The organism is Guptibacillus algicola (genome assembly GCF_020171805.1).
Lineage (GTDB): Bacteria > Bacillota > Bacilli > Bacillales > Guptibacillaceae > Guptibacillus > Guptibacillus algicola.
Genome location: NZ_JAIVAF010000003.1, coordinates 1204117 through 1222902, shown reverse-complemented (window position 1 = coordinate 1222902; position 18786 = coordinate 1204117). Strand labels below are relative to the sequence as shown.

Annotated in this window: 15 protein-coding genes; 7 read left to right on the top strand and 8 right to left on the bottom strand. The window is 40.4% G+C overall.

Annotation, left to right across the window (positions count from 1 at the left end; translation table 11 throughout):
• Positions 1 to 46 precede the first annotated feature (46 nt).
• The 4 genes from parE to LCM09_RS13815 all read left to right on the top strand — a co-directional run bounded on the left by parE (position 47) and on the right by LCM09_RS13815 (position 5852).
• On the top strand, positions 47 to 2029 hold the full coding sequence (parE, locus tag LCM09_RS13830; RefSeq protein ID WP_224882777.1) for a DNA topoisomerase IV subunit B: 1983 nt from the start codon (positions 47 to 49) through the stop codon (positions 2027 to 2029).
• Positions 2022 to 4448, top strand: coding sequence for a DNA topoisomerase IV subunit A (parC, locus tag LCM09_RS13825; RefSeq protein WP_224882776.1), 2427 nt, complete (start codon positions 2022 to 2024; stop codon positions 4446 to 4448). Before parE ends, parC begins: the two co-directional genes overlap by 8 nt.
• A gap of 146 nt (positions 4449 to 4594) precedes the next feature.
• Positions 4595 to 5092, top strand: coding sequence for a metal-dependent hydrolase (locus tag LCM09_RS13820; RefSeq protein ID WP_224882775.1), 498 nt, complete (start codon positions 4595 to 4597; stop codon positions 5090 to 5092).
• A gap of 100 nt (positions 5093 to 5192) precedes the next feature.
• Complete coding sequence (locus tag LCM09_RS13815; RefSeq protein ID WP_224882774.1) at positions 5193 to 5852, top strand: TVP38/TMEM64 family protein; 660 nt, start codon at positions 5193 to 5195, stop codon at positions 5850 to 5852.
• A gap of 48 nt (positions 5853 to 5900) precedes the next feature.
• On the opposite strand, the gene LCM09_RS13810 is transcribed toward LCM09_RS13815, so the two are convergent.
• Positions 5901 to 6545 (bottom strand): DUF4184 family protein, encoded by a 645-nt coding sequence (locus tag LCM09_RS13810; protein ID WP_224882773.1) that lies wholly within the window; start codon positions 6543 to 6545, stop codon positions 5901 to 5903.
• A gap of 95 nt (positions 6546 to 6640) precedes the next feature.
• Between LCM09_RS13810 and LCM09_RS13805 the strand changes: the two genes are divergently transcribed.
• Both LCM09_RS13805 and LCM09_RS13800 read left to right on the top strand, forming a co-directional pair.
• Positions 6641 to 7810: a MalY/PatB family protein gene (locus LCM09_RS13805; RefSeq protein WP_224882772.1), complete on the top strand. Its 1170-nt coding sequence runs from the start codon at positions 6641 to 6643 to the stop codon at positions 7808 to 7810.
• A gap of 203 nt (positions 7811 to 8013) precedes the next feature.
• Positions 8014 to 8499: a hypothetical protein gene (locus tag LCM09_RS13800; protein ID WP_224882771.1), complete on the top strand. Its 486-nt coding sequence runs from the start codon at positions 8014 to 8016 to the stop codon at positions 8497 to 8499.
• A 432-nt stretch (positions 8500 to 8931) separates the two neighbouring features.
• On the opposite strand, the gene LCM09_RS13795 is transcribed toward LCM09_RS13800, so the two are convergent.
• The 7 genes from LCM09_RS13795 to LCM09_RS13765 form a co-directional block, all read right to left on the bottom strand.
• Complete coding sequence (locus tag LCM09_RS13795) at positions 8932 to 9723, bottom strand: enoyl-CoA hydratase/isomerase family protein (RefSeq protein WP_224882770.1); 792 nt, start codon at positions 9721 to 9723, stop codon at positions 8932 to 8934.
• A gap of 74 nt (positions 9724 to 9797) precedes the next feature.
• Entirely contained in the window at positions 9798 to 11537 is a 1740-nt protein-coding gene (locus tag LCM09_RS13790) for an acyl-CoA dehydrogenase FadE (protein ID WP_224882769.1), read from the bottom strand.
• Positions 11538 to 11588: 51 nt separating this feature from the next.
• The gene (locus LCM09_RS13785) at positions 11589 to 12653 is read right to left on the bottom strand and encodes a phosphotransferase family protein (RefSeq protein ID WP_224882768.1); all 1065 of its coding nucleotides are present in this window, start codon (positions 12651 to 12653) and stop codon (positions 11589 to 11591) included.
• 89 nt (positions 12654 to 12742) lie between these two features.
• Positions 12743 to 13627: a 3-hydroxyacyl-CoA dehydrogenase family protein gene (locus LCM09_RS13780; protein ID WP_224882766.1), complete on the bottom strand. Its 885-nt coding sequence runs from the start codon at positions 13625 to 13627 to the stop codon at positions 12743 to 12745.
• A 64-nt stretch (positions 13628 to 13691) separates the two neighbouring features.
• Positions 13692 to 14261 (bottom strand): TetR/AcrR family transcriptional regulator, encoded by a 570-nt coding sequence (locus tag LCM09_RS13775; protein ID WP_224882764.1) that lies wholly within the window; start codon positions 14259 to 14261, stop codon positions 13692 to 13694.
• A gap of 98 nt (positions 14262 to 14359) precedes the next feature.
• Positions 14360 to 15133, bottom strand: coding sequence for an SDR family oxidoreductase (locus LCM09_RS13770; protein WP_224882762.1), 774 nt, complete (start codon positions 15131 to 15133; stop codon positions 14360 to 14362).
• A 17-nt stretch (positions 15134 to 15150) separates the two neighbouring features.
• On the bottom strand, positions 15151 to 16359 hold the full coding sequence (locus LCM09_RS13765; protein ID WP_224882760.1) for an acyl-CoA dehydrogenase: 1209 nt from the start codon (positions 16357 to 16359) through the stop codon (positions 15151 to 15153).
• Positions 16360 to 16620: 261 nt separating this feature from the next.
• Between LCM09_RS13765 and LCM09_RS13760 the strand changes: the two genes are divergently transcribed.
• The gene (locus LCM09_RS13760; protein ID WP_224882759.1) at positions 16621 to 18783 is read left to right on the top strand and encodes a GDYXXLXY domain-containing protein; all 2163 of its coding nucleotides are present in this window, start codon (positions 16621 to 16623) and stop codon (positions 18781 to 18783) included.
• Positions 18784 to 18786 lie beyond the last annotated feature (3 nt).

Here is an 18786-nt window from a genome sequence, read left to right as displayed (position 1 = left end):
CTCATATGATAGGCTATTCTATACAGAGTTTTGAAAGGGGAAAAACATGGCAACAAAACAAAAACAAGCAAACGAATACAGTGATGATTCGATTCAGGTGCTTGAGGGTCTTGAGGCAGTTAGGAAACGCCCAGGAATGTACATTGGGAGTACGGACTCAAGAGGATTGCATCACCTCGTATATGAAATTGTTGATAATTCCGTAGATGAAGTACTAGCGGGATATGGAGATGAAATTAAAGTAACGATATATGAAGATAACAGTGTAAGCATTCAAGACAATGGACGAGGTATGCCTGTCGGAATGCATAAGCTTGGTAAACCGACGCCTGAGATCATCTTAACAGTCCTTCATGCAGGTGGTAAGTTCGGCCAAGGTGGATACAAAACGAGCGGAGGTTTACACGGAGTTGGGGCTTCAGTAGTCAATGCCTTATCGGAGTGGCTTGAAGTAACGATCCATCGTGATGGGTTTACATTCAAGCAACGATTTGAAAATGGAGGTAAACCTGCAACAACCCTTGAGAATATCGGAAAAACACGCAAGACTGGCACATTGATTCACTTTAAACCCGATACAGGGATGTTCAGCACGTTGAATTACAATTATGACACGCTAAGTGAGAGACTGCGTGAAGCCGCTTTTCTTCTAAAAGGGTTAAAAATTACGCTTGAAGATCAGCGTCATGATCGAAGTGAACAATTTTATTTTGAAACGGGTATCGAAGCCTTTATCGACTATTTGAACGAAGATAAAGAAACGCTTCATCCTGTTGTTGCCTTTGAAGGCGAAAGCAATGGCATCGAGCTCGACTTCTCGTTTCAATATAACGACGGCTTTTCTGAAAACGTTCTTTCGTTTGTTAACAACGTTCGAACGAAAGACGGTGGTACGCACGAGTCAGGCATGAAGACAGCGATTACTCGTGTGATCAATGATTATGCTAGAAAAGTGAATCTCTTGAAAGAAAAAGATAAGAACCTTGAAGGTAATGATATTCGAGAAGGCTTTACTGCAATTGTGTCAGTTCGAATCCCAGAACACCTTCTTCAGTTTGAGGGGCAAACGAAAAGTAAGCTCGGCACAAGTGAAGCACGTTCTGCTGTAGATGCAGTTGTTTCTGGTCAATTCTCCTATTTCTTAGAAGAGAACCCATCGACGAGTGAGATGCTTATTAAGAAATCGATCAAAGCCGCTCAGGCGAGAGAAGCAGCTAGAAGGGCACGTGAAGATGCACGCTCAGGGAAGAAGGGCAAACGTAAAGAAACCATTTTGAGTGGTAAGCTTACACCAGCTACTTCTCGTAACCCTAAGAAGAATGAACTTTACCTTGTTGAGGGTGACTCGGCGGGAGGTTCAGCAAAGCAAGGACGAGACCGTCGTTTTCAAGCTGTACTGCCTTTACGAGGGAAAGTAATCAATACAGAGAAAGCAAAGCTTCAGGATATATTTAAGAACGAAGAGATCAACACGATCATTCATGCGATCGGAGCAGGAGTCGGTCCTGACTTTGACATTGAAGATACGAACTATGACAAAGTCGTTATCATGACGGATGCGGATACGGATGGCGCTCATATTCAGGTTCTTTTATTAACATTCTTCTACCGCTATATGAAGCAGCTTGTCGAGCATGGTAAAGTCTTTATCGCTCTTCCTCCACTTTATAAAGTAAGTAAAGGAAAAGGCAAGAAGGAAGTCGTGGAATATGCTTGGGATGAAGAAGGCATGAAAGAAGCGATGAAAAAAGTAGGAAAAGGCTATACGATCCAGCGTTACAAAGGTCTTGGTGAAATGAATGCCGATCAATTATGGGAAACAACGATGAATCCAGAAAGCCGCACATTGATCCGTGTGAAGATTGAGGACATTGCAAGAGCTGAAAGACGCGTTTCAGTTCTGATGGGGGACAAAGTTGAACCTCGTAGACAATGGATCGAATCAAATGTGGCCTTCGGGTTGAATGAAGATACCAACATCATCGAAAACGAGAATATTTCCATCATTGAGGAGGATAACATTGGCTAACGCAGAGAAATTTTTAGATTTACCACTAGAAGACGTCCTTGGTGATGCATTCGGTAAGTATAGTAAATATATTATTCAAGACCGTGCGCTTCCTGATGCGAGAGACGGACTGAAACCAGTGCAGCGTCGTATTTTATACGCAATGCACCATGAAGGGAATATCGCAGATAAACCTTTCCGAAAGTCTGCTAAAACAGTTGGTAACGTAATCGGTAACTACCACCCACATGGTGATACTTCCGTTTATGACGCGATGGTTCGTATGAGTCAGGATTGGAAAGTTCGGAACGTGCTTGTTGAGATGCACGGTAACAATGGTAGTGTCGACGGAGACCCGCCTGCTGCTATGCGTTATACAGAAGCACGTCTTGCTGCGATCTCTTCTGAGTTGTTAAGAGATATCGAGAAGGATACGGTTGAATTTGCGCCTAACTTTGATGATACACAGGAGGAACCGATCGTTCTTCCTGCTCGTTTCCCAAATCTACTTGTTAATGGATCAACTGGAATATCCGCGGGTTATGCTACAGATATTCCACCGCATAATTTAGGTGAGGTCGTCGATGCAGCGGTCATGCAGATGGAAAACCCAGATGTCACGGTAGATGAATTAATGACGGCTATTAAAGGACCGGATTTTCCTACTGGAGGAATTGCTCAAGGTACAGAAGGGATTAAAAAGGCTTTTGAAACCGGTAAAGGGAAATTCATCCTTAGAGGGAAGGCGGAAATTGAAGATCTCCGCGGAGGTCGTCAGCAAATCGTCGTAACGGAAATTCCTTACGAAGTGAATAAAGCGAATCTTGTTAAGAAAATCGATGAACTACGAGTCGATCGAAAAGTAGAAGGCATTTCTGAAGTACGAGATGAAACAGATCGAACTGGGCTTCGATTTGTTATTGAGCTTAAGAAAGAAGCAGATGCATCAGGCATTCTTAAGTTCTTATATAAAGCGACAGATCTTCAGATCACATATAACTATAATATGGTTGCGATCTACAATAAAACGCCTAAGCAAATGGGATTGAAACGAATCCTTAAAGCGTATATCGAACATCAGAAAGAAGTTGTTACACGTCGTTCTGAGCATGACCTTAGAAAAGCAAAAGACCGCCAACATGTCGTTGAAGGACTAATACGAGCGGTTTCAATTCTAGATGAAGTAATCGCAACGATCCGTTCGTCTAACGACAAGCGTGATGCAAAAAACAATTTGATCAGCGAATACTCCTTCACAGAGGCTCAAGCTGAAGCGATCGTAACTTTACAGCTTTATCGCTTAACAAATACAGATATCACAACGCTTGAAAAAGAATCAAACGAACTAGATAAATTGATTCAAAAGCTTGAAGCGATTCTTGGAAGTGAAAAGAAGCTTGTTTCAGTCATTAAAAAAGAACTTCTCGAAATTCGTAAAAAGTATGCAGATGGACGCATGACTCGAATCGAGGAAGAAATTGAAGAAATCAAAGTCAACCTTGAAGTGATGGTTCCTTCTGAAGATGTGGTCGTTACCGTTACAGAAGACGGATACGTAAAGCGTACAAGTCCAAGGTCCTATGCAGCTTCGAACGGAAAAGAATTCGGAATGAAAGAAACCGATTCATTACTTCGTCAGTTTGATAGCAATACAACAAACACACTTCTCCTCTTTACGAATAAAGGAAGTTATATCTACTTACCAGTGCATAACCTTCCTGATATAAGGTGGAAAGATCTTGGTCAGCATGTTGCGAATATATGCGCGATTGATTCTGATGAGCGAATCATCGAGGCGATGGAGATCAATGAATTTGATGAAGAGCGATACCTCGTTTTCGTGACCAAGCAAGGTATGATAAAGAAAACGGAGCTATCACAGTATAAAGCTCAGCGGTACTCAAAACCGTTGATGGCACTTAAGCTGAAAAAAGAAGATGAACTTGTTGATGTGTATGTAACGAACGGTACGAATGAAGTATTCATCGCGACCCATACTGGATATGGATTGCGTTTTAAAGAAGAAGATGTGAATGTTGTTGGACAGAGGGCTAGTGGAGTAAAAGGAATTAATTTAAAAGATGATGACTATGTTGTGAGCGGGATATTGTTCGATTCAACGACCAAGAACGATTTATTCTTACTCACGCAACGAGGTGCTGTGAAGAAGATGCCATTGAGTGAATTTGACATCACGTCACGAGCAAAACGAGGAGTCGTCATGCTACGAGAACTGAAATCAAATCCTCATCGAGTCATTGGTGTAACCACTGTCACGAAAGGGGATAAAGTTATCGTTCGAACAGAAAAAGGAGAACCTGTTATCGTTGATCCTTCAAGCTATCGACCAAATGACCGGTATAGTAACGGATCGTTTATCGTAGATGTAGGAGAGACAGGTAATGCCTGTGAATTAAAGAAAGAAACAAACACTGAATAATTGACTAGAACCTGTTCATTGAAGAACAGGTTCTTTTCGTTTGTTAAAATATGCTATACTTATAGAATGCGAACATATGATTGCCCTCCCGTAAACTCGCACTTTTTTACTCATCTAAGACTAAAACAACAAGGGAGTTGAGAAGAATGGAAGGAAAAACACACTTGATGGGAGGTCTTTGTTTTGGGGCAGCCGCTCATAGTTACTACATAACTGAACTATTGCCTATCCCAGAGCTCCTCGTCTTTTATGGAAGTTGTTTGTTTGGAGCATTGCTACCTGATATCTGTCACCCTGGGTCATGGACAGGTAGAAAAGCAAAGCTATTATCCAAAAACATAAGCCGCTTCTTTGGTCATAGAACGATTACACATAGTGTATTGTTCCTCATCTTGATCTATTGGTTAACCACAACATTTACTTTTACGTATAACGAGGTGGTGCAAACAGGCTTACTCGTCGGAATAGCAAGTCACTTAGTCCTTGACGCGCTAACAGTAAGAGGAATTCAGTTATTTTACCCGATTCCTGTAAGAGTTCGATTTCCTCTCTACTTAAAAACAGCTTCAAAAGGGGAAGCGGCCGTAAACAGTAGCTTAATGCTCTTAACGTTATTCTTTGTATACAAACAAATGTTCTCATAGCGTAAAAATGGCACTTTATCTCAATGTAAGCCGGATTACATTCAAAAATGACTGACCTATAGTAAGGTAGAGTTTAGGCAAATGTAGAAAGGATGGAACTATGAAGAAACCAAGTACGTGGTTAAAGTGGGGCGGCATCATCCTAGTCGTTATTGGACTCATCTGGTTTAGCCGTACTTACTTAAATTTCCGTGTAAATGATATACGCGACTGGATCTTATCATTCGGAATTTTAGCTCCAATTGTATACATCGTCATCTACACGATACGACCGTTAATATTCTTTCCTGCAAGTGTCTTATCGATCGCGGGGGGACTTGCTTTCGGGTCATTATTTGGGACAATCTATACGGTATTAGGTGCGACCTCTGGTGCAGTATTATCTTTCATCGTTGCAAGAACGTTAGGAAAGTCAATTGCGAACAAAGACTGGCAAGGAAAAGGGCGTAAGTTACAAGAACAGCTTGAGAAAAATGGCTTTTTCTATGTACTATTTTTCCGATTTGTTCCGTTGTTCAACTTTGATTTAATTAGTTATTCAGCGGGTTTATCAAAAGTAAAGTTCTCATCATATTTATTTGGTACATTAATTGGAATTATTCCAGGAACGTTTGCATACAACTTTCTAGGCAGTAGTCTTGTGTCAGGGGATCCGATGGTAATAGGGACTGCAGTCGTAGTATTTCTCATATTATCTGTCATTCCTATCTTAATCAGAAATAAGTATGCGAAGAAGGACCCTTCATTACAGAAGAAGTGAATGAACGAAAAAAAGGATCTCACCACGTCATGTGGTTGGATCCTTTTTTTACATATCGAATTTCTTTTCTTTCATAAGCTTTTTTGCTTTCTTAGACTTACGCCGCTCGATGACTAAATATATAATAGTGGAAACGAGTACGATCGAGTGAGAAATTCCGAATTCATAGCCGTAGTAATCTGGATGCCAGTAGGACACAATACCTGGGATAACCTTGTCACTTATGGGATAAAAAATAGGAACAGCGTCACTAACATGTGTGAAGAAGTCAACGAACACGTGTAGGAACCAGCCCCAAACAAAACCTGATAAAGGCGTAAGCTTAAAGCCTTTATGAAGGATCATGAGTATAATAAAAGCGATGAGCCAAATTACGATAGAATGACCTAACTTCCTAAGAACATCAACAACAGGGTGGTCGAATAACCCATGGACGATAAAATGCAACGAGAACGCTTGCTCTGAACCTAATAGTTTTTGAATTCCATACTCTGTGATCAAGTACAGAAACATAACATAATAAATGATATCAGGCGCAATTCCACCTATAACAATTGATTTGACTGTTTTACGCTGCTTCTTTCTAAAAAAGAAATAACTCCAAAACGCATGGTGCAATGTATTCATATCGATACCTCGCTTAGTACTAGCATTGACACCTATCTTATCATCACTCAGTATCGTTTTGCTCACCAAAACGCCTAGCAATTTTTCACAAGCGTACAGTCAGACACCTAAGAGAAGTTTTGATAGAGTATTCTATAAGGACATTCGTTTGGAGGGATCTTATGACCACGTTCGATGAAGAAATCAATAGATATGACACACATTCAGTAAAATGGGATCATACAGAAGAGATTTATCAAAAAGCGGGACTGCTTCCGATGTGGGTAGCTGATATGGATTTCAAAGCTCCAAAAGCAGTGATTGATACTATTAAAGAGCGGGTTGAGCACGGAATTTTCGGGTATTCGATGCCCACGAACAATACGAAATTCGCCGTTCAAAAATGGTTAGATCGTAGGCATAATTGGTCGATCGATACAGAGTGGATTGTTTTTACGCCAGGCGTCGTTCCAGCAATTTCAGCAGCGATCAATACGTATACCTCACAAGGAGATAAAATTTTAATACAGTCACCAGTTTATTATCCGTTTCGTGATATGATCGAAAAGAACGATCGTGTCGTGGTTGATAATCCACTTGTACTAGATTCAGATACATATAAGATGGACGTTCAAGACCTTGAAACAAAAGTCAAAGATCCAGCGGTTAAGATGATTCTTCTTTGTAATCCTCATAATCCAGTAGGAAGAGTGTGGAGTTATGAAGAACTAGTAACACTAGCAAATCTATGTGTTGAACATGATGTATTGATCGTATCAGATGATATTCACTTTGATTTAATTTTCAAAGGGCATCATCATACGTTAATCTCAACAATTTCATCTGATATTCAGGCGAATACCATTACATGTATTGCACCAAGCAAGACCTTTAACCTTGCTGGATTGCAGTTGTCGACAATCATTATTCCTGACGAAAAGAAACGAGAACAGTACGAAGCATATATGGGAAAGATGGGGCTGTTTGCTCCAAATGCGCTTGGGATTCTAGCGGTTGAAGCAGCTTATACCCATGGGGAGAAATGGTTAGAAGAACTTCTTATTTATCTCGAAGAAAACCTTACCTTTTTGACATCATTTATTGAAGAACGATTGCCGGAAATTCGTGTTATTCAACCCGAAGGAACGTACCTTGTATGGGTAGATTTCCGATCACTCAATTTGAATCACGAAGAGTTAGAGAAATTTATACAAAATGATGCCATGTTAGCATTAGATGAAGGATATATCTTTGGAGATGGAGGGAAGGGGTTTGAACGTATTAATATCGCTTGTACTCGTTCCACGTTGGAAGAAGGTCTCAAACGGTTAGAGCAAGCGTTAAGAAAGTAAGAATCATTGCATAGAAGGGACCTTTAGCTATGTTACAGGTGCCTTTCTGTGCTCAATTATTGTTTCTAGGAAGTGAATTTTGTTACAAATCTGTGTAACTTATAGAAGTTGTTACATATTCACCCGAAGAATCTGAATTTTTGTTATGATAGTAGAGGTTGGATTTATACAGTAGTCGCTAGATAAGGAAAGCGGGTGATGATGTGAAAAAAGCCACTAAAGGACTCTTAACCATCCTACTTTTCTCTGTTCTTGCATTTAGTTATCTAAAAGTTGCTGAAGTATATGTAGACTATAAGAATGATAAATATAAAAACACTGCGAGTGCAATTAGTCTCGATATCAGTTTGCACCAGAAGATCGAAGAACAGAATATTTACGAAATCCACTTACATAGTTTGGAAAATGCTGCTAAAGAAGTGGTGACTTCAAACGAAGATGAAGAAAAGTTAATCAAGTGGATCAACAAATTTGAACGTAACAACATTACTGAGGTGCCAACACATCGAGTAACTGTTGAAAAAGCAGACATCATTATTTATTTTAAAACAGGTAAAGAAATGCGAATTAACGTCGATGATGATTCAATTGTGATTTCCAGAAACGATAACGAGAATAAGAAGTTTAAAAGTTATTTAGTAAATGATTATAGCTTAACGGAAGATATTAGAAATCTATTAGGAAAATAAATTTTATTCCGTCTCACTATCTTAAGTTTACTTAACGATTGAGACGGAATTTAATTATTTTGACTGACTTCCTATAATATATATTATGTTAACTAAGAAATAAAATAATAACAGAGTACTTTCTTATATCATCCATTCTTGAACTTCCCCCTCTTTATGTTGGGATTCCAAAGTAATTCTATAACAATGAAGTTATAAGTTTCTTAACCATTAAATTCATTCAAATTATTCTACATCGATTTTACATTCCTATAGCTTTATAATATTTCACTCGTAACTAACGATTTCTAATTTAGATCTCAAGTTTCCTTATGTTTCAATTACTTCGTATTTTTAATCTGCTTTTAGTGTATAATTTCACTCATTCTCATATGCGAACCCATAAACCTTCACACCAAACCGGAAATGCATTGCATCTCCGGTTTGAACTGATTATTTCCCTTTAAATTGTGGTGCGCGCTTTTCTTTGAATGCTGCAGCACCTTCTTTATGATCTTCCGTGGTTACCATCATAGCCTGCGTGATTCGTTCCTGCTCGAGAACCTCTGGTAGCGATGCAGTGAGTGATGAATCTGCGATCTTCTTGATAAATCCAAATGCTTTACTAGGCCCTTTAGAGAGTTTCTCTGCATATGCGATCGCTTCGTCCTGTAGCTGTGATAATGGATATGTTTGATTAACGATTCTTAATTCTTTTGCTTCTTTTGCTGTGATTGGCTGTGCTGAGAAGAAAAGTTCTTTTGCTTTGTATGGACCGATTAAACGAGGTAAAAACGAAAGTCCTCCCCCGTCAGAGATTAGCCCTACTTGTGAGAAGCTTAAGACAAAGCTACTGTCTTCCGCTGCTAGGATAATATCGCTCGCAAGCGCGAGGTTAAATCCAGCTCCAGCAGCAAATCCGTGAATGACTGAAATGATTGGTTTATCGAGATCTTTCATGGCAAGCACCAGTTCATTCAATTTCCCTATGTGTTCATATACTTCGGTTGGAGATGTATCCCCCATTGTCTTAACATCTCCTCCAGCACTGAAGGATCGACCAGCGCCAGAAAGCATGACAACACGAATTTCATCGTTTTCTTTTGCCTCTTGAATGACATTTATCAGCCCTAGAATCATCTCTTCGCTAAATGCATTTAAAGCTTCAGGACGGTTTAGAGTAAGGTGAAGTACAGCACCCTGAACATTTACGTTTAGATGATCTGTTTTTACTGTCGTTTCCATATCGATCTCTCCCTTTTTTATGATGAGCTAGTCATCGATTCTATTTTTTACAGCTTTCTTACAATTTCTGGTCTCTACACATCATATTTTTGTTTCTTGTAGCTAAAATGTGCAATCTGCCTGTTCCGTTCCATCGAGCTTCCGAAATCGTACATTGAGATTTCGTTAAAGACCAGTCTAACAGCCTGTTGTTTCTCTTCATTCGATAGAATACTCATAAGCAGCATACGAGATGATGATTCAACAGTTAGGAGAGCTTCTTCTAAAACCGTTCTTGCTAGCATGGTTTTTAGTTCACTCTCGTGTTTTACAGCTCGAAGTACAGCAGATTCAGCTGCAAATAAGGTAATCGCAATTGTTGAAAGCTTCATCACAGTTTCCTGGTGATCCATCAACCGCTCTCCGTGTTTCTCGAACGCCTTTCCAACACAAAACAGAAAGACATTCCGTATGCTTTGGATGGCGGATTCTTCATTCATTGGTGCATGATTACGCTCTGTTAAATCACGTGTCGCTTTCTCCACTAACTCTTCAAGTGGAATGTCTCCCTTTATTGCCTTCTTTAAGAGCGTTCCAATGATAAGCAATCGATTCACTTCGTTCGTACCTTCAAAAATACGGTTGATTCTTGAGTCACGGTACATCTGCTCGATTTGATATTCTTGTATAAACCCGGCACCACCATGTAATTGAAGAGATTCATCTACGACCTCATCAAGTGTTTCAGAGCCAAATACTTTACAGATGGCACACTCAACAGCATATTCCATCATTTGGTCCCGAACGATGGTATGATTCGTTTCTTCATAAAGCCCTTTCATAGCTTCTTCTAATAAGGAAGCGGTTCTATATTGAAGTGATTCAGAAGCGTAGATTCTTGCCATCATACGGGCAACTTTTTCTTGAGTAGCTGTAAATTTAGAAATGGTTCGACCGAACTGCTTACGTTCATCTGTGTGTTGTAGCGCTAACCTAAACCCATGCTTTGCTCCTCCTGTACAAGCTGACCCGAGGTTAAATCGTCCTAAATTTAACACGTTCAGAGCAATCACATGGCCCTTCCCAGCTTCACCTAGGAGGTTTTCAACCGGAACCATACAATCTTCAAAAATCACTGATCTCGTCGATGAGCCTTTAATCCCCATCTTTTTTTCTTCTGGTCCTAGTGATAGTCCAGGAAAATCCCGCTCTACAATGAATGCTGAAAACTGTTCTCCATTAATCTTTGCATACACGATGAAGGTATCTGAGAATACGGCGTTGGTGATATAGAGTTTTGTTCCATTCAGAAGATAGTGAGTTCCTTCTTTATTCAGTACCGCTGTTGTTTGGGACGCTAGCGCATCTGACCCCGCGTTCGGTTCTGTTAAACAATAAGCGCCGATATACTCACCTGAAGCAAGCTTAGGTAAATACTTACTCTTCTGCTCCTGCGTACCAAAATGGGTGATAGGTAACGTAGCGATACATGTATGGTTGGAATGCGCCACACCATAACTGCTCGTCTTCCCAATGATTTCTCCTACGATGCATTTTGAGATTTTATCGAGCCCTAACCCACCATATTCTTCAGGAATACTGTGACCAAGTAACCCGAGTTGACCCGCTTTTCTAAGTAGGGAAACGACCTGGTCAAAGTCCTGATGCTCGATTGCCTCTCTATGAAGATCAACTTCCTTCTCAACGAATTGGTAAGCTGTCTTTGCAATCATGCGGTGTTCTTCTGTAAACTCTTCAGGAGTATAAACATCATCTGGTAATGTCCTTTTATTAAGAAAGTCAGCCCTAGGCTGATTAGACTTTGTTTTTGCCATAGGATACCTCCTCAAGATGGTGATGAAAAACTGTAGTATTTTCTAATATTACTACCGATTTACACTCGCATTGTTCCTGGCATGACTGATTAAGCTTGCAACAAAGTGATTCAGATGACGAAAGCGTTCGTCGGATGTTTGTCCCATTTTCCACCTGTAGTAGATTTGCTGACAAATAACAGCAAGCTTAAAATAAGCAAAAGTTAAATAGAAGTTCATTTGTGAAACGTCGCGACCGGATTTACTTGCATACGATTCAATAAATTCCTCTCTTGTCATAAACCCCTTCATCACGGTAACTGGTGGCTTTCCCATACCTTTTTTGAGTATTTCAGGATCATCTTCTTGTAGCCAGTACCCCATCGCAGCACCGAGATCTGCGAGAGGATCTCCAACTGTAGCCATTTCCCAATCAAACAAACCAACTAGTTTGCTGTAGTCATCGTGTGAGAACATTGTATTGTTTAATTTAAAGTCATAGTGGATCACAGCGGGACTTTGCGACTTTGGTATATTAGCCGCCATCCAATTCGTTAGCTCGTCAACTCCTTTAATGTCATCTGTTTTCGAACGGTTGTAGCGCTTGATCCATCCATGAACTTGCCGTTCCATAAACCCATCTGGATGACTAATCTCACCCAATTTTGTATGTTCATGATTAATACTATGAAGATCTACAAGCGTGTCCACCATCTTTTCAGAAATGCTTCTGCATAGAGCTTCTGTTGGTTGATAACCATCAGGGAATGAGGTATCAAGGACAATTCCTCTTCTTCTTTCCATTAGGAAGAATGGAGCATCTAACAAACTTTCATTATAGAGATATGGCTTAGGAGCAAGGGGGAAAATAGGATGTAATTCCTTCAAGATAGTAAATTCTCGCTTCATATCATGTGCTTTTGGAGCAACTGGTCCAAGAGGAGGTCTTCTAAGTACGGCTTCCCAATCACCAATGGACACTTGGTATGTTAAATTTGAGCTTCCCGTACCAAATTGCCGAATAGTGAGTGAATCATCACTTAATTGGTCGAAGTTTTCTCTTATAAAGGATTCTAGCTTTCGTCTATTCAGCTCTTCTCCATCACGGACAGGAATCGTATCAAGTGAAATCGACATAGGTTACCCTCCTGCTAACTAAATCTTCGAATTTGTGCCTAGCATTGATTTCGTTCTTTTATTTACGAGCTTCGCATTGTAGCGGCCAATTAATTTTTCACCTGACTTTTTGTGTAATCATACCAGCCTTTACCGGTTTTTCGTCCTAGTGTCCCTGCTTTTACCTTTTCCTCTATCGAGTGGGAAGGTTTGTCCTCAGGATTACCAGTTTCATTGTACCGTTGCTGCATCACATAGTAGCCAACATCAATACCTGATAGATCCATTAATTCGAACGGACCGATCGGATGATTGAGTGCTTTTCTACAGATTAGGTCGATATCCTCAAAATCTGCGATGCCTTCTTCGTAAAGATACATCGCTTCTTTTTGGAGCGCACCTAGAATGCGGTTAGCAACGAATCCTGAAATCTCTTTTTTCAATAAGACACCCGTTCGATTGATGCGATCACACACTTCCATCGTTACATTAGCTGTTTCTTCTGACGTGTCGTCACTCTTTACTACTTCCACACAGTCCATGACAAGTGGTGGGAAAAAGAAATGCATGTTTACGATCTTATCTTTACGATTCGTAACAGAAGCAATCAATGAATTCACGATCGTTGAACTATTTGTTGCGAAAATAACATCTGGCGCAGCGTATACGTCGATTTTTTCGAACACTTCACGTTTCGCATCCAACTTTTCAACGATCGCTTCGATAATAAAATCAGCTCTAACAGCCGCTTCTTCAAGACTTGTAGTAAACTGTAATCTACTAGAAGCAGATTCTAACGTTTCTTCAGTAATTTTCCCCTTCTTCACCCACTTCGTCATGATGGCATTAAGCTTCTCACGTGCATCGTGTAAAGCCGCTTCGTTAATATCCTGAATGGTTGTTTCATATCCTCCGAGAGCACATAACATACCAATTTGATGCCCCATCGACCCTGATCCTAGGACTGTGATCTTCTTGATTTCTTTAGGATTCATTTTAGTTCCTCCTTTAAAGTACTGACCGGTTAGAATGGTTACTTAGTAATCGTTTCCAAAAAACTTAGCTACTTTCCTCTATGCCATTTAGCACCATATCCACGAACATTTGAGCGACCTCTTTATCTGACACTGGTCCGTCTGGTTGATACCATTGGTAGGTCCAATTTGTCATTCCTAGAATGCCAAACGTGACAATTTCAATGTTCAGGTCGTTTCGAAATTCTCCATTTGCGACGCCTTGTTTTAAAAGGTCCTCAAAATAATAGCGAATTTGGTCTCGCTTCGGCAAAATCTTAGATAGATTCTCTTCTTTTAGGTTCTTTATTTCACGGAAGAAAACGCGAGCACTTTTTCCTTCAAGCTCAATATTATGAATGAGCATGTATACCATGTCGTATAGCTTCGTCCTACAATCCTTCGAACGATCTTCTAAAATCTCCTTTTGCTGCTTGATCATGTTGTCAATGTAAGAAGAATGAATGTCCATCAATAACGCTTCTTTACTCTTAAAATAGTAATAAAACGTTCCCTTCGTAACACCAATCGCATCAACGATGTCTTGAATCGATGTTTCGCTGAATCCCTTTTTCTCAAATAGCTCTATACTTTTCACTGTTAGTTCGTGTTTCATGGCAGTATCCTCTCAATCTATCGTTGTTTTATATCACATGGAGGTTACTCCGATGCACACCTCATGTTGCCTTGCTTGCTACGAGAGAAACATTACGGTCACATCGCGTGCTGTCCCCCATCGACGATAAGAACATCTCCTGTTACATAACTCGATGCATTTGAAGCCAAAAATAAAGCGGCTCCTTTCAAATCGTCTTCTGACCCGAATCGATTTAGCGGCGTCGAATCTAGTATTTTTTCTCCACCAGCTTCGATCAAGCCTTGAGACATTTTTGTTGGAAAGAAACCTGGTGCAATCGCATTGACGTTAATGTTATATTCTCCCCACTTTACTGCGAGGTCTTTTGTAAACGTAATAACTGCGCCTTTACTCGTGTTATACCCGATCGCATTCATGTAACGGGGATCAGCGCCACCTAGTCCAGCAACAGAAGCGATATTAATAATCTTACCGCTCTTCTGCTTGATCATTTCTTTGCCAACAGTTTGTGCAAAAAGGAATGTGCCTGTTACATTCACCTCCATCACTTTATGCCAGGCTGGAAGAGGCATATCAATGACAGATGCTCCCCATGTTGCTCCACTGTTGTTGACGAGAATATCGATTCCACCAAATTCTTTCAAGGTTTCGTCAACGACTCGTTGGATGTCTTCCTGGTTCGTCACATCGCATTTGAAGGCAAGTGATTTAACTCCCATCGCTTCTAACTCATTACGAACCGTTTCACATGTTTCAAGCTTTCTTGAACAAACAACAACGTTTGCTCCTGCTTCTGCGAACCCCACTGCAATCTGCTTTCCGAGCCCTCTTCCACCACCAGTCACGATGGCTGTTTTACCAGTTAAACTGAATAACTCCATTACGTTCATGTGCGATTCCTCCTTTACTAGCTATACTTTCTTAGCTCTTGCCTTGCGACTGCATTCCGATGAACTTCATCAGGTCCATCAGCAAGTCGTAATGTTCTTGCGTTAGCCCAGTGAGCAGCGAGCGTATAATCATCACTCACTCCTGCACCACCACATGCTTGAATAGCCCGATCGATCACTTTTAAGGCCATGTTTGGTGCCACTACTTTTATCATCGCAATTTCTGCTTTCGCTTCCTTGTTTCCAACCGTATCCATCATGTGAGCGGCTTTTAGTGTTAGTAATCTAGCCTGTTCGATTTCAATTCTTGAATCAGCAATCCATTCTCTTACCACACCCTGCTCAGAGATGTTCTTACCAAACGCTTCACGACTATGTACGCGCTTACATAAATCTTCAAGCGCACGCTCAGCTGTGCCAATCAAACGCATACAGTGGTGAATTCGGCCTGGACCGAGCCTTCCTTGTGCGATTGCAAACCCTTTTCCTTCATCCCAGATGATATTAGAAGAGGGTACTCGGACATCCTTGAATACAATTTCTGCATGCCCATGAGGAGCATGGTCATAGCCAAACACGGGAAGCATTCGTTTGACTGTCACACCTTCTGTATCAAGAGGCACTAAAATCATGGATTGTTGTTCATGTTTCGGAGCAGCTGGGTCGCTTTTCCCCATCACGATTGCAATTTTACACCTAGGATCTCCAGCACCAGACGACCACCATTTCGTACCATTGATCACATATTCATCGCCATCCCGCTCGATGCGAGCCTGAATGTTCGTCGCATCTGAAGAAGCTACATCAGGTTCTGTCATCGAAAAACATGAGCGAATGTCTCCAGAAAGTAAGGGCTCGAGCCACTTCTTTTTCTGTTCACCAGTTCCGTACCGAACGAGTACCTCCATGTTTCCTGTATCCGGTGCGGCACAGTTAAAGACTTCAGGTCCAATCATCGAGCGTCCCATCGCTTCACATATGGGAGCATAATCCGTGTTTGTGAGACCTGCACCATAGTCACTATCAGGTAAAAAGAGATTCCACAAGCGGGCGTCTTTTGCCTTTTGTTTTAACTCTTCCATGATAGGAGGTACAGCTGTCCAACGGCTTTCCTGCTTTGAGAGTTGCTCTTCATATACTTTTTCATTCGGGTACACATGTGTTTCCATAAATGTTGTTACTCGTTCGAGGTAAGTTTGGCAAACCTCGGAATAAGCAAAGTTCATTGTATCCGTCTCCTCATATCCGTAACTAACTAACCGGTTGGTATGTTTATATGTTTAGTATATATAGTCATTTCTGAATATTCAATACATTCGTTAAAATAGCGTTTAAAAGCTATCACCCGTTTGCTGCCTCAATGATGGAGTTTGAAAATATGTTACTTACCTGAAAGGATTTCAACAAGTAAACAAGAAACAAGACATATCATTAAAGGAAGTGTACCCATAAACGAATGATCGCTCTTTGAAGAAAGGATGCATGCAATGAATCGTAAACGAATCCATACAGGTTATTTAATCGCAATATCTTTATTGATCAGTAGTATTATTTATTTCTTTGCTTCGAACTGGTACGTATTTGAACGCACTGAGAAGATCTTCCTTGCGGCTATTCTTATGGTGTCTTTCTTCCTATTTTCTTTTGTTCTATCAAGGTTTCAACACTCTCACAGGTTTTTGGAAAGGTGGCTATGGGTAGCAGGAGCAATAGCATTCGGAATAAGTGTCGCTGTGATCGGTCAAACTTACAATTCTCATGCAGACTCTTATTTGCTTTATTTAGTATGGCTTCTTCCTGTATTAGCGTTCGCTATCTTAGCGCGATACCAGCCGCTTTTTGTTTTGGCATTTCTCTTGACGGTTGCCGCCTATTTCTTTTTTGTCTTCCCTACTTCATATGACCCTGGTTGGACAGAATTTCAGGAGTTTGGGTTCTTAGTACTCTTTTTATCGTTTTGTCATCTGTGGTTTTTTCTCTCGCGCTCGAAATATTTACAATCGAAGTGGATCGAATACGGAAGTTTTGGAATCATGCACGTTTTATTTCTAACTCAAAGCTTTGGTTATAGTTCCTATAGTCAAGTCATCGCATGGATGTATATTGGGTATATTCTCACTAGCTTGTACTTGTGGAAGAAGGCTGAAAATCGAGTTTGGTTAATTGTAAGTGGACTTGGTTTGTCTTTATTTTTATTTTTCAAAGGCATATCTGAAGTGTATGAGGTGATTGGAAGCGGCTTATATTTCATCTTTCTCGCCTTAATCGTCGTGATTATCGTTTTGACCATCACCTATTTAAAACGTTTAGAACTTAGCAAGGTTTCTGATACATGGAAACAACGAATGAAATCTTCTATTACCGCAGTCGTAACAGTATTCTGTACATTGATGCTGATCAGTGCCTTCACAGGTCTACTAGCATTAAGTACATCTTCCTTCTTAGCGGTATTTCTATCTGCTATAGGGCTACTCCTACTGCCATCATTGTTTGTTAAGCCACACCTTGCACTTCTTTCTCATATATTGCTTCTAGCTGGTATATCAATCGTATTTGGAAGCGGATTTATCCATCATATATCAAATGCTTTTAGTAACGATGAGGCTCGGATACCTTACTATTCTCTTGTCACAATCATACTCATTATCGTCTTATTGAAAATCTGGCACCATAGATGGATTGAGATGTATCTCTATTTCTTACTTAATGGTTCTATTCTTGTTTCTTTTATTGTTTTCAGTGAAGATCGTGGCGTGACTCGTCTTGAATTCGATCATTATTTCTTCTTGATGGTTCTTGTGAATATGGGCTTCTTTTTCGCGATCAAACGAGAATGGATTCGTTATAATGCACTTGTTTATTCCATAACACTTCTGTTCGCACTCACATTCACGAACGAGGGTGAGTGGATCTACTGGTTTTATAACAGCCTATTTCTTCTCGTCGTGTTTACCATGGTATTCTTTAAGACGAAGCGGCATCTCTTTTCTTACTGGCTAGGAATCGTATTTCTATATGCATTTCTACTCTACAAATACTATGATTTTGTATGGACGCTACTTCATAAGTCGATCACCTTATTGATCGCTTCTCTCCTCGTCTTTGGGATCACCTGGTTTGTTTCGAAACAGTATAAATCGAGCGGTGACGTTACGCCATCTTTCGTCAAAATAAAAATGAAGCCATTGTTACTCATCGTCGTTATGATGGCAGCATTTCTCACCTATCAAGGTGTGCAAAGTGAATGGACGGTTCGAAATGGTACTGAAATTAAGCTAAAGCTAGCTCCGATTGACCCTAGGTCGATGCTGCAAGGTGACTACGTTCGCCTTAGTTATGATATCTCTAATCTCGACAATGCATCTACAGAACGGCAGGAAAAAATAAACGTCGTGTTGCGGAAAAACAACGAGGGATATTTTGAGTATTCAGGTTTTTATAAGGTGAATGGAGAATGGAACAACTCCTATAAACCAGCAAGTTCTGATGTTCTGATAAACGGAGTGTTGAGCGGAGATGGGTCAGTCCAGTATGGAATTGAAACCTTTTTTATTCCAGAAGGGACTGGGAATGATTACGAAACAATGAATTACGCCTTCGTAAGGGTCGGTTCTAACGGGAATGCTATCCTTACAGAACTAGTAGAATAAGCT

Bases quoted from the DNA above. Each gene is read 5' to 3' on its own strand.
- LCM09_RS13775 (WP_224882764.1), bottom strand. From the start codon at position 14,261: ATGAAACACGAACTAACAGTGAAAAGTATAGAGCTATTTGAGAAAAAG.
- LCM09_RS13785 (WP_224882768.1), bottom strand. From the start codon at position 12,653: ATGTCGATTTCACTTGATACGATTCCTGTCCGTGATGGAGAAGAGCTG.
- LCM09_RS13815 (WP_224882774.1), top strand. From the start codon at position 5,193: ATGAAGAAACCAAGTACGTGGTTAAAGTGGGGCGGCATCATCCTAGTC.
- LCM09_RS13820 (WP_224882775.1), top strand. From the start codon at position 4,595: ATGGAAGGAAAAACACACTTGATGGGAGGTCTTTGTTTTGGGGCAGCC.
- LCM09_RS13795 (WP_224882770.1), bottom strand. From the start codon at position 9,723: ATGGAAACGACAGTAAAAACAGATCATCTAAACGTAAATGTTCAGGGT.
- LCM09_RS13780 (WP_224882766.1), bottom strand. From the start codon at position 13,627: ATGAATCCTAAAGAAATCAAGAAGATCACAGTCCTAGGATCAGGGTCG.
- LCM09_RS13790 (WP_224882769.1), bottom strand. From the start codon at position 11,537: ATGGCAAAAACAAAGTCTAATCAGCCTAGGGCTGACTTTCTTAATAAA.
- LCM09_RS13760 (WP_224882759.1), top strand. From the start codon at position 16,621: ATGAATCGTAAACGAATCCATACAGGTTATTTAATCGCAATATCTTTA.
- parE (WP_224882777.1), top strand. From the start codon at position 47: ATGGCAACAAAACAAAAACAAGCAAACGAATACAGTGATGATTCGATT.
- LCM09_RS13805 (WP_224882772.1), top strand. From the start codon at position 6,641: ATGACCACGTTCGATGAAGAAATCAATAGATATGACACACATTCAGTA.
- LCM09_RS13770 (WP_224882762.1), bottom strand. From the start codon at position 15,133: ATGAACGTAATGGAGTTATTCAGTTTAACTGGTAAAACAGCCATCGTG.
- LCM09_RS13765 (WP_224882760.1), bottom strand. From the start codon at position 16,359: ATGAACTTTGCTTATTCCGAGGTTTGCCAAACTTACCTCGAACGAGTA.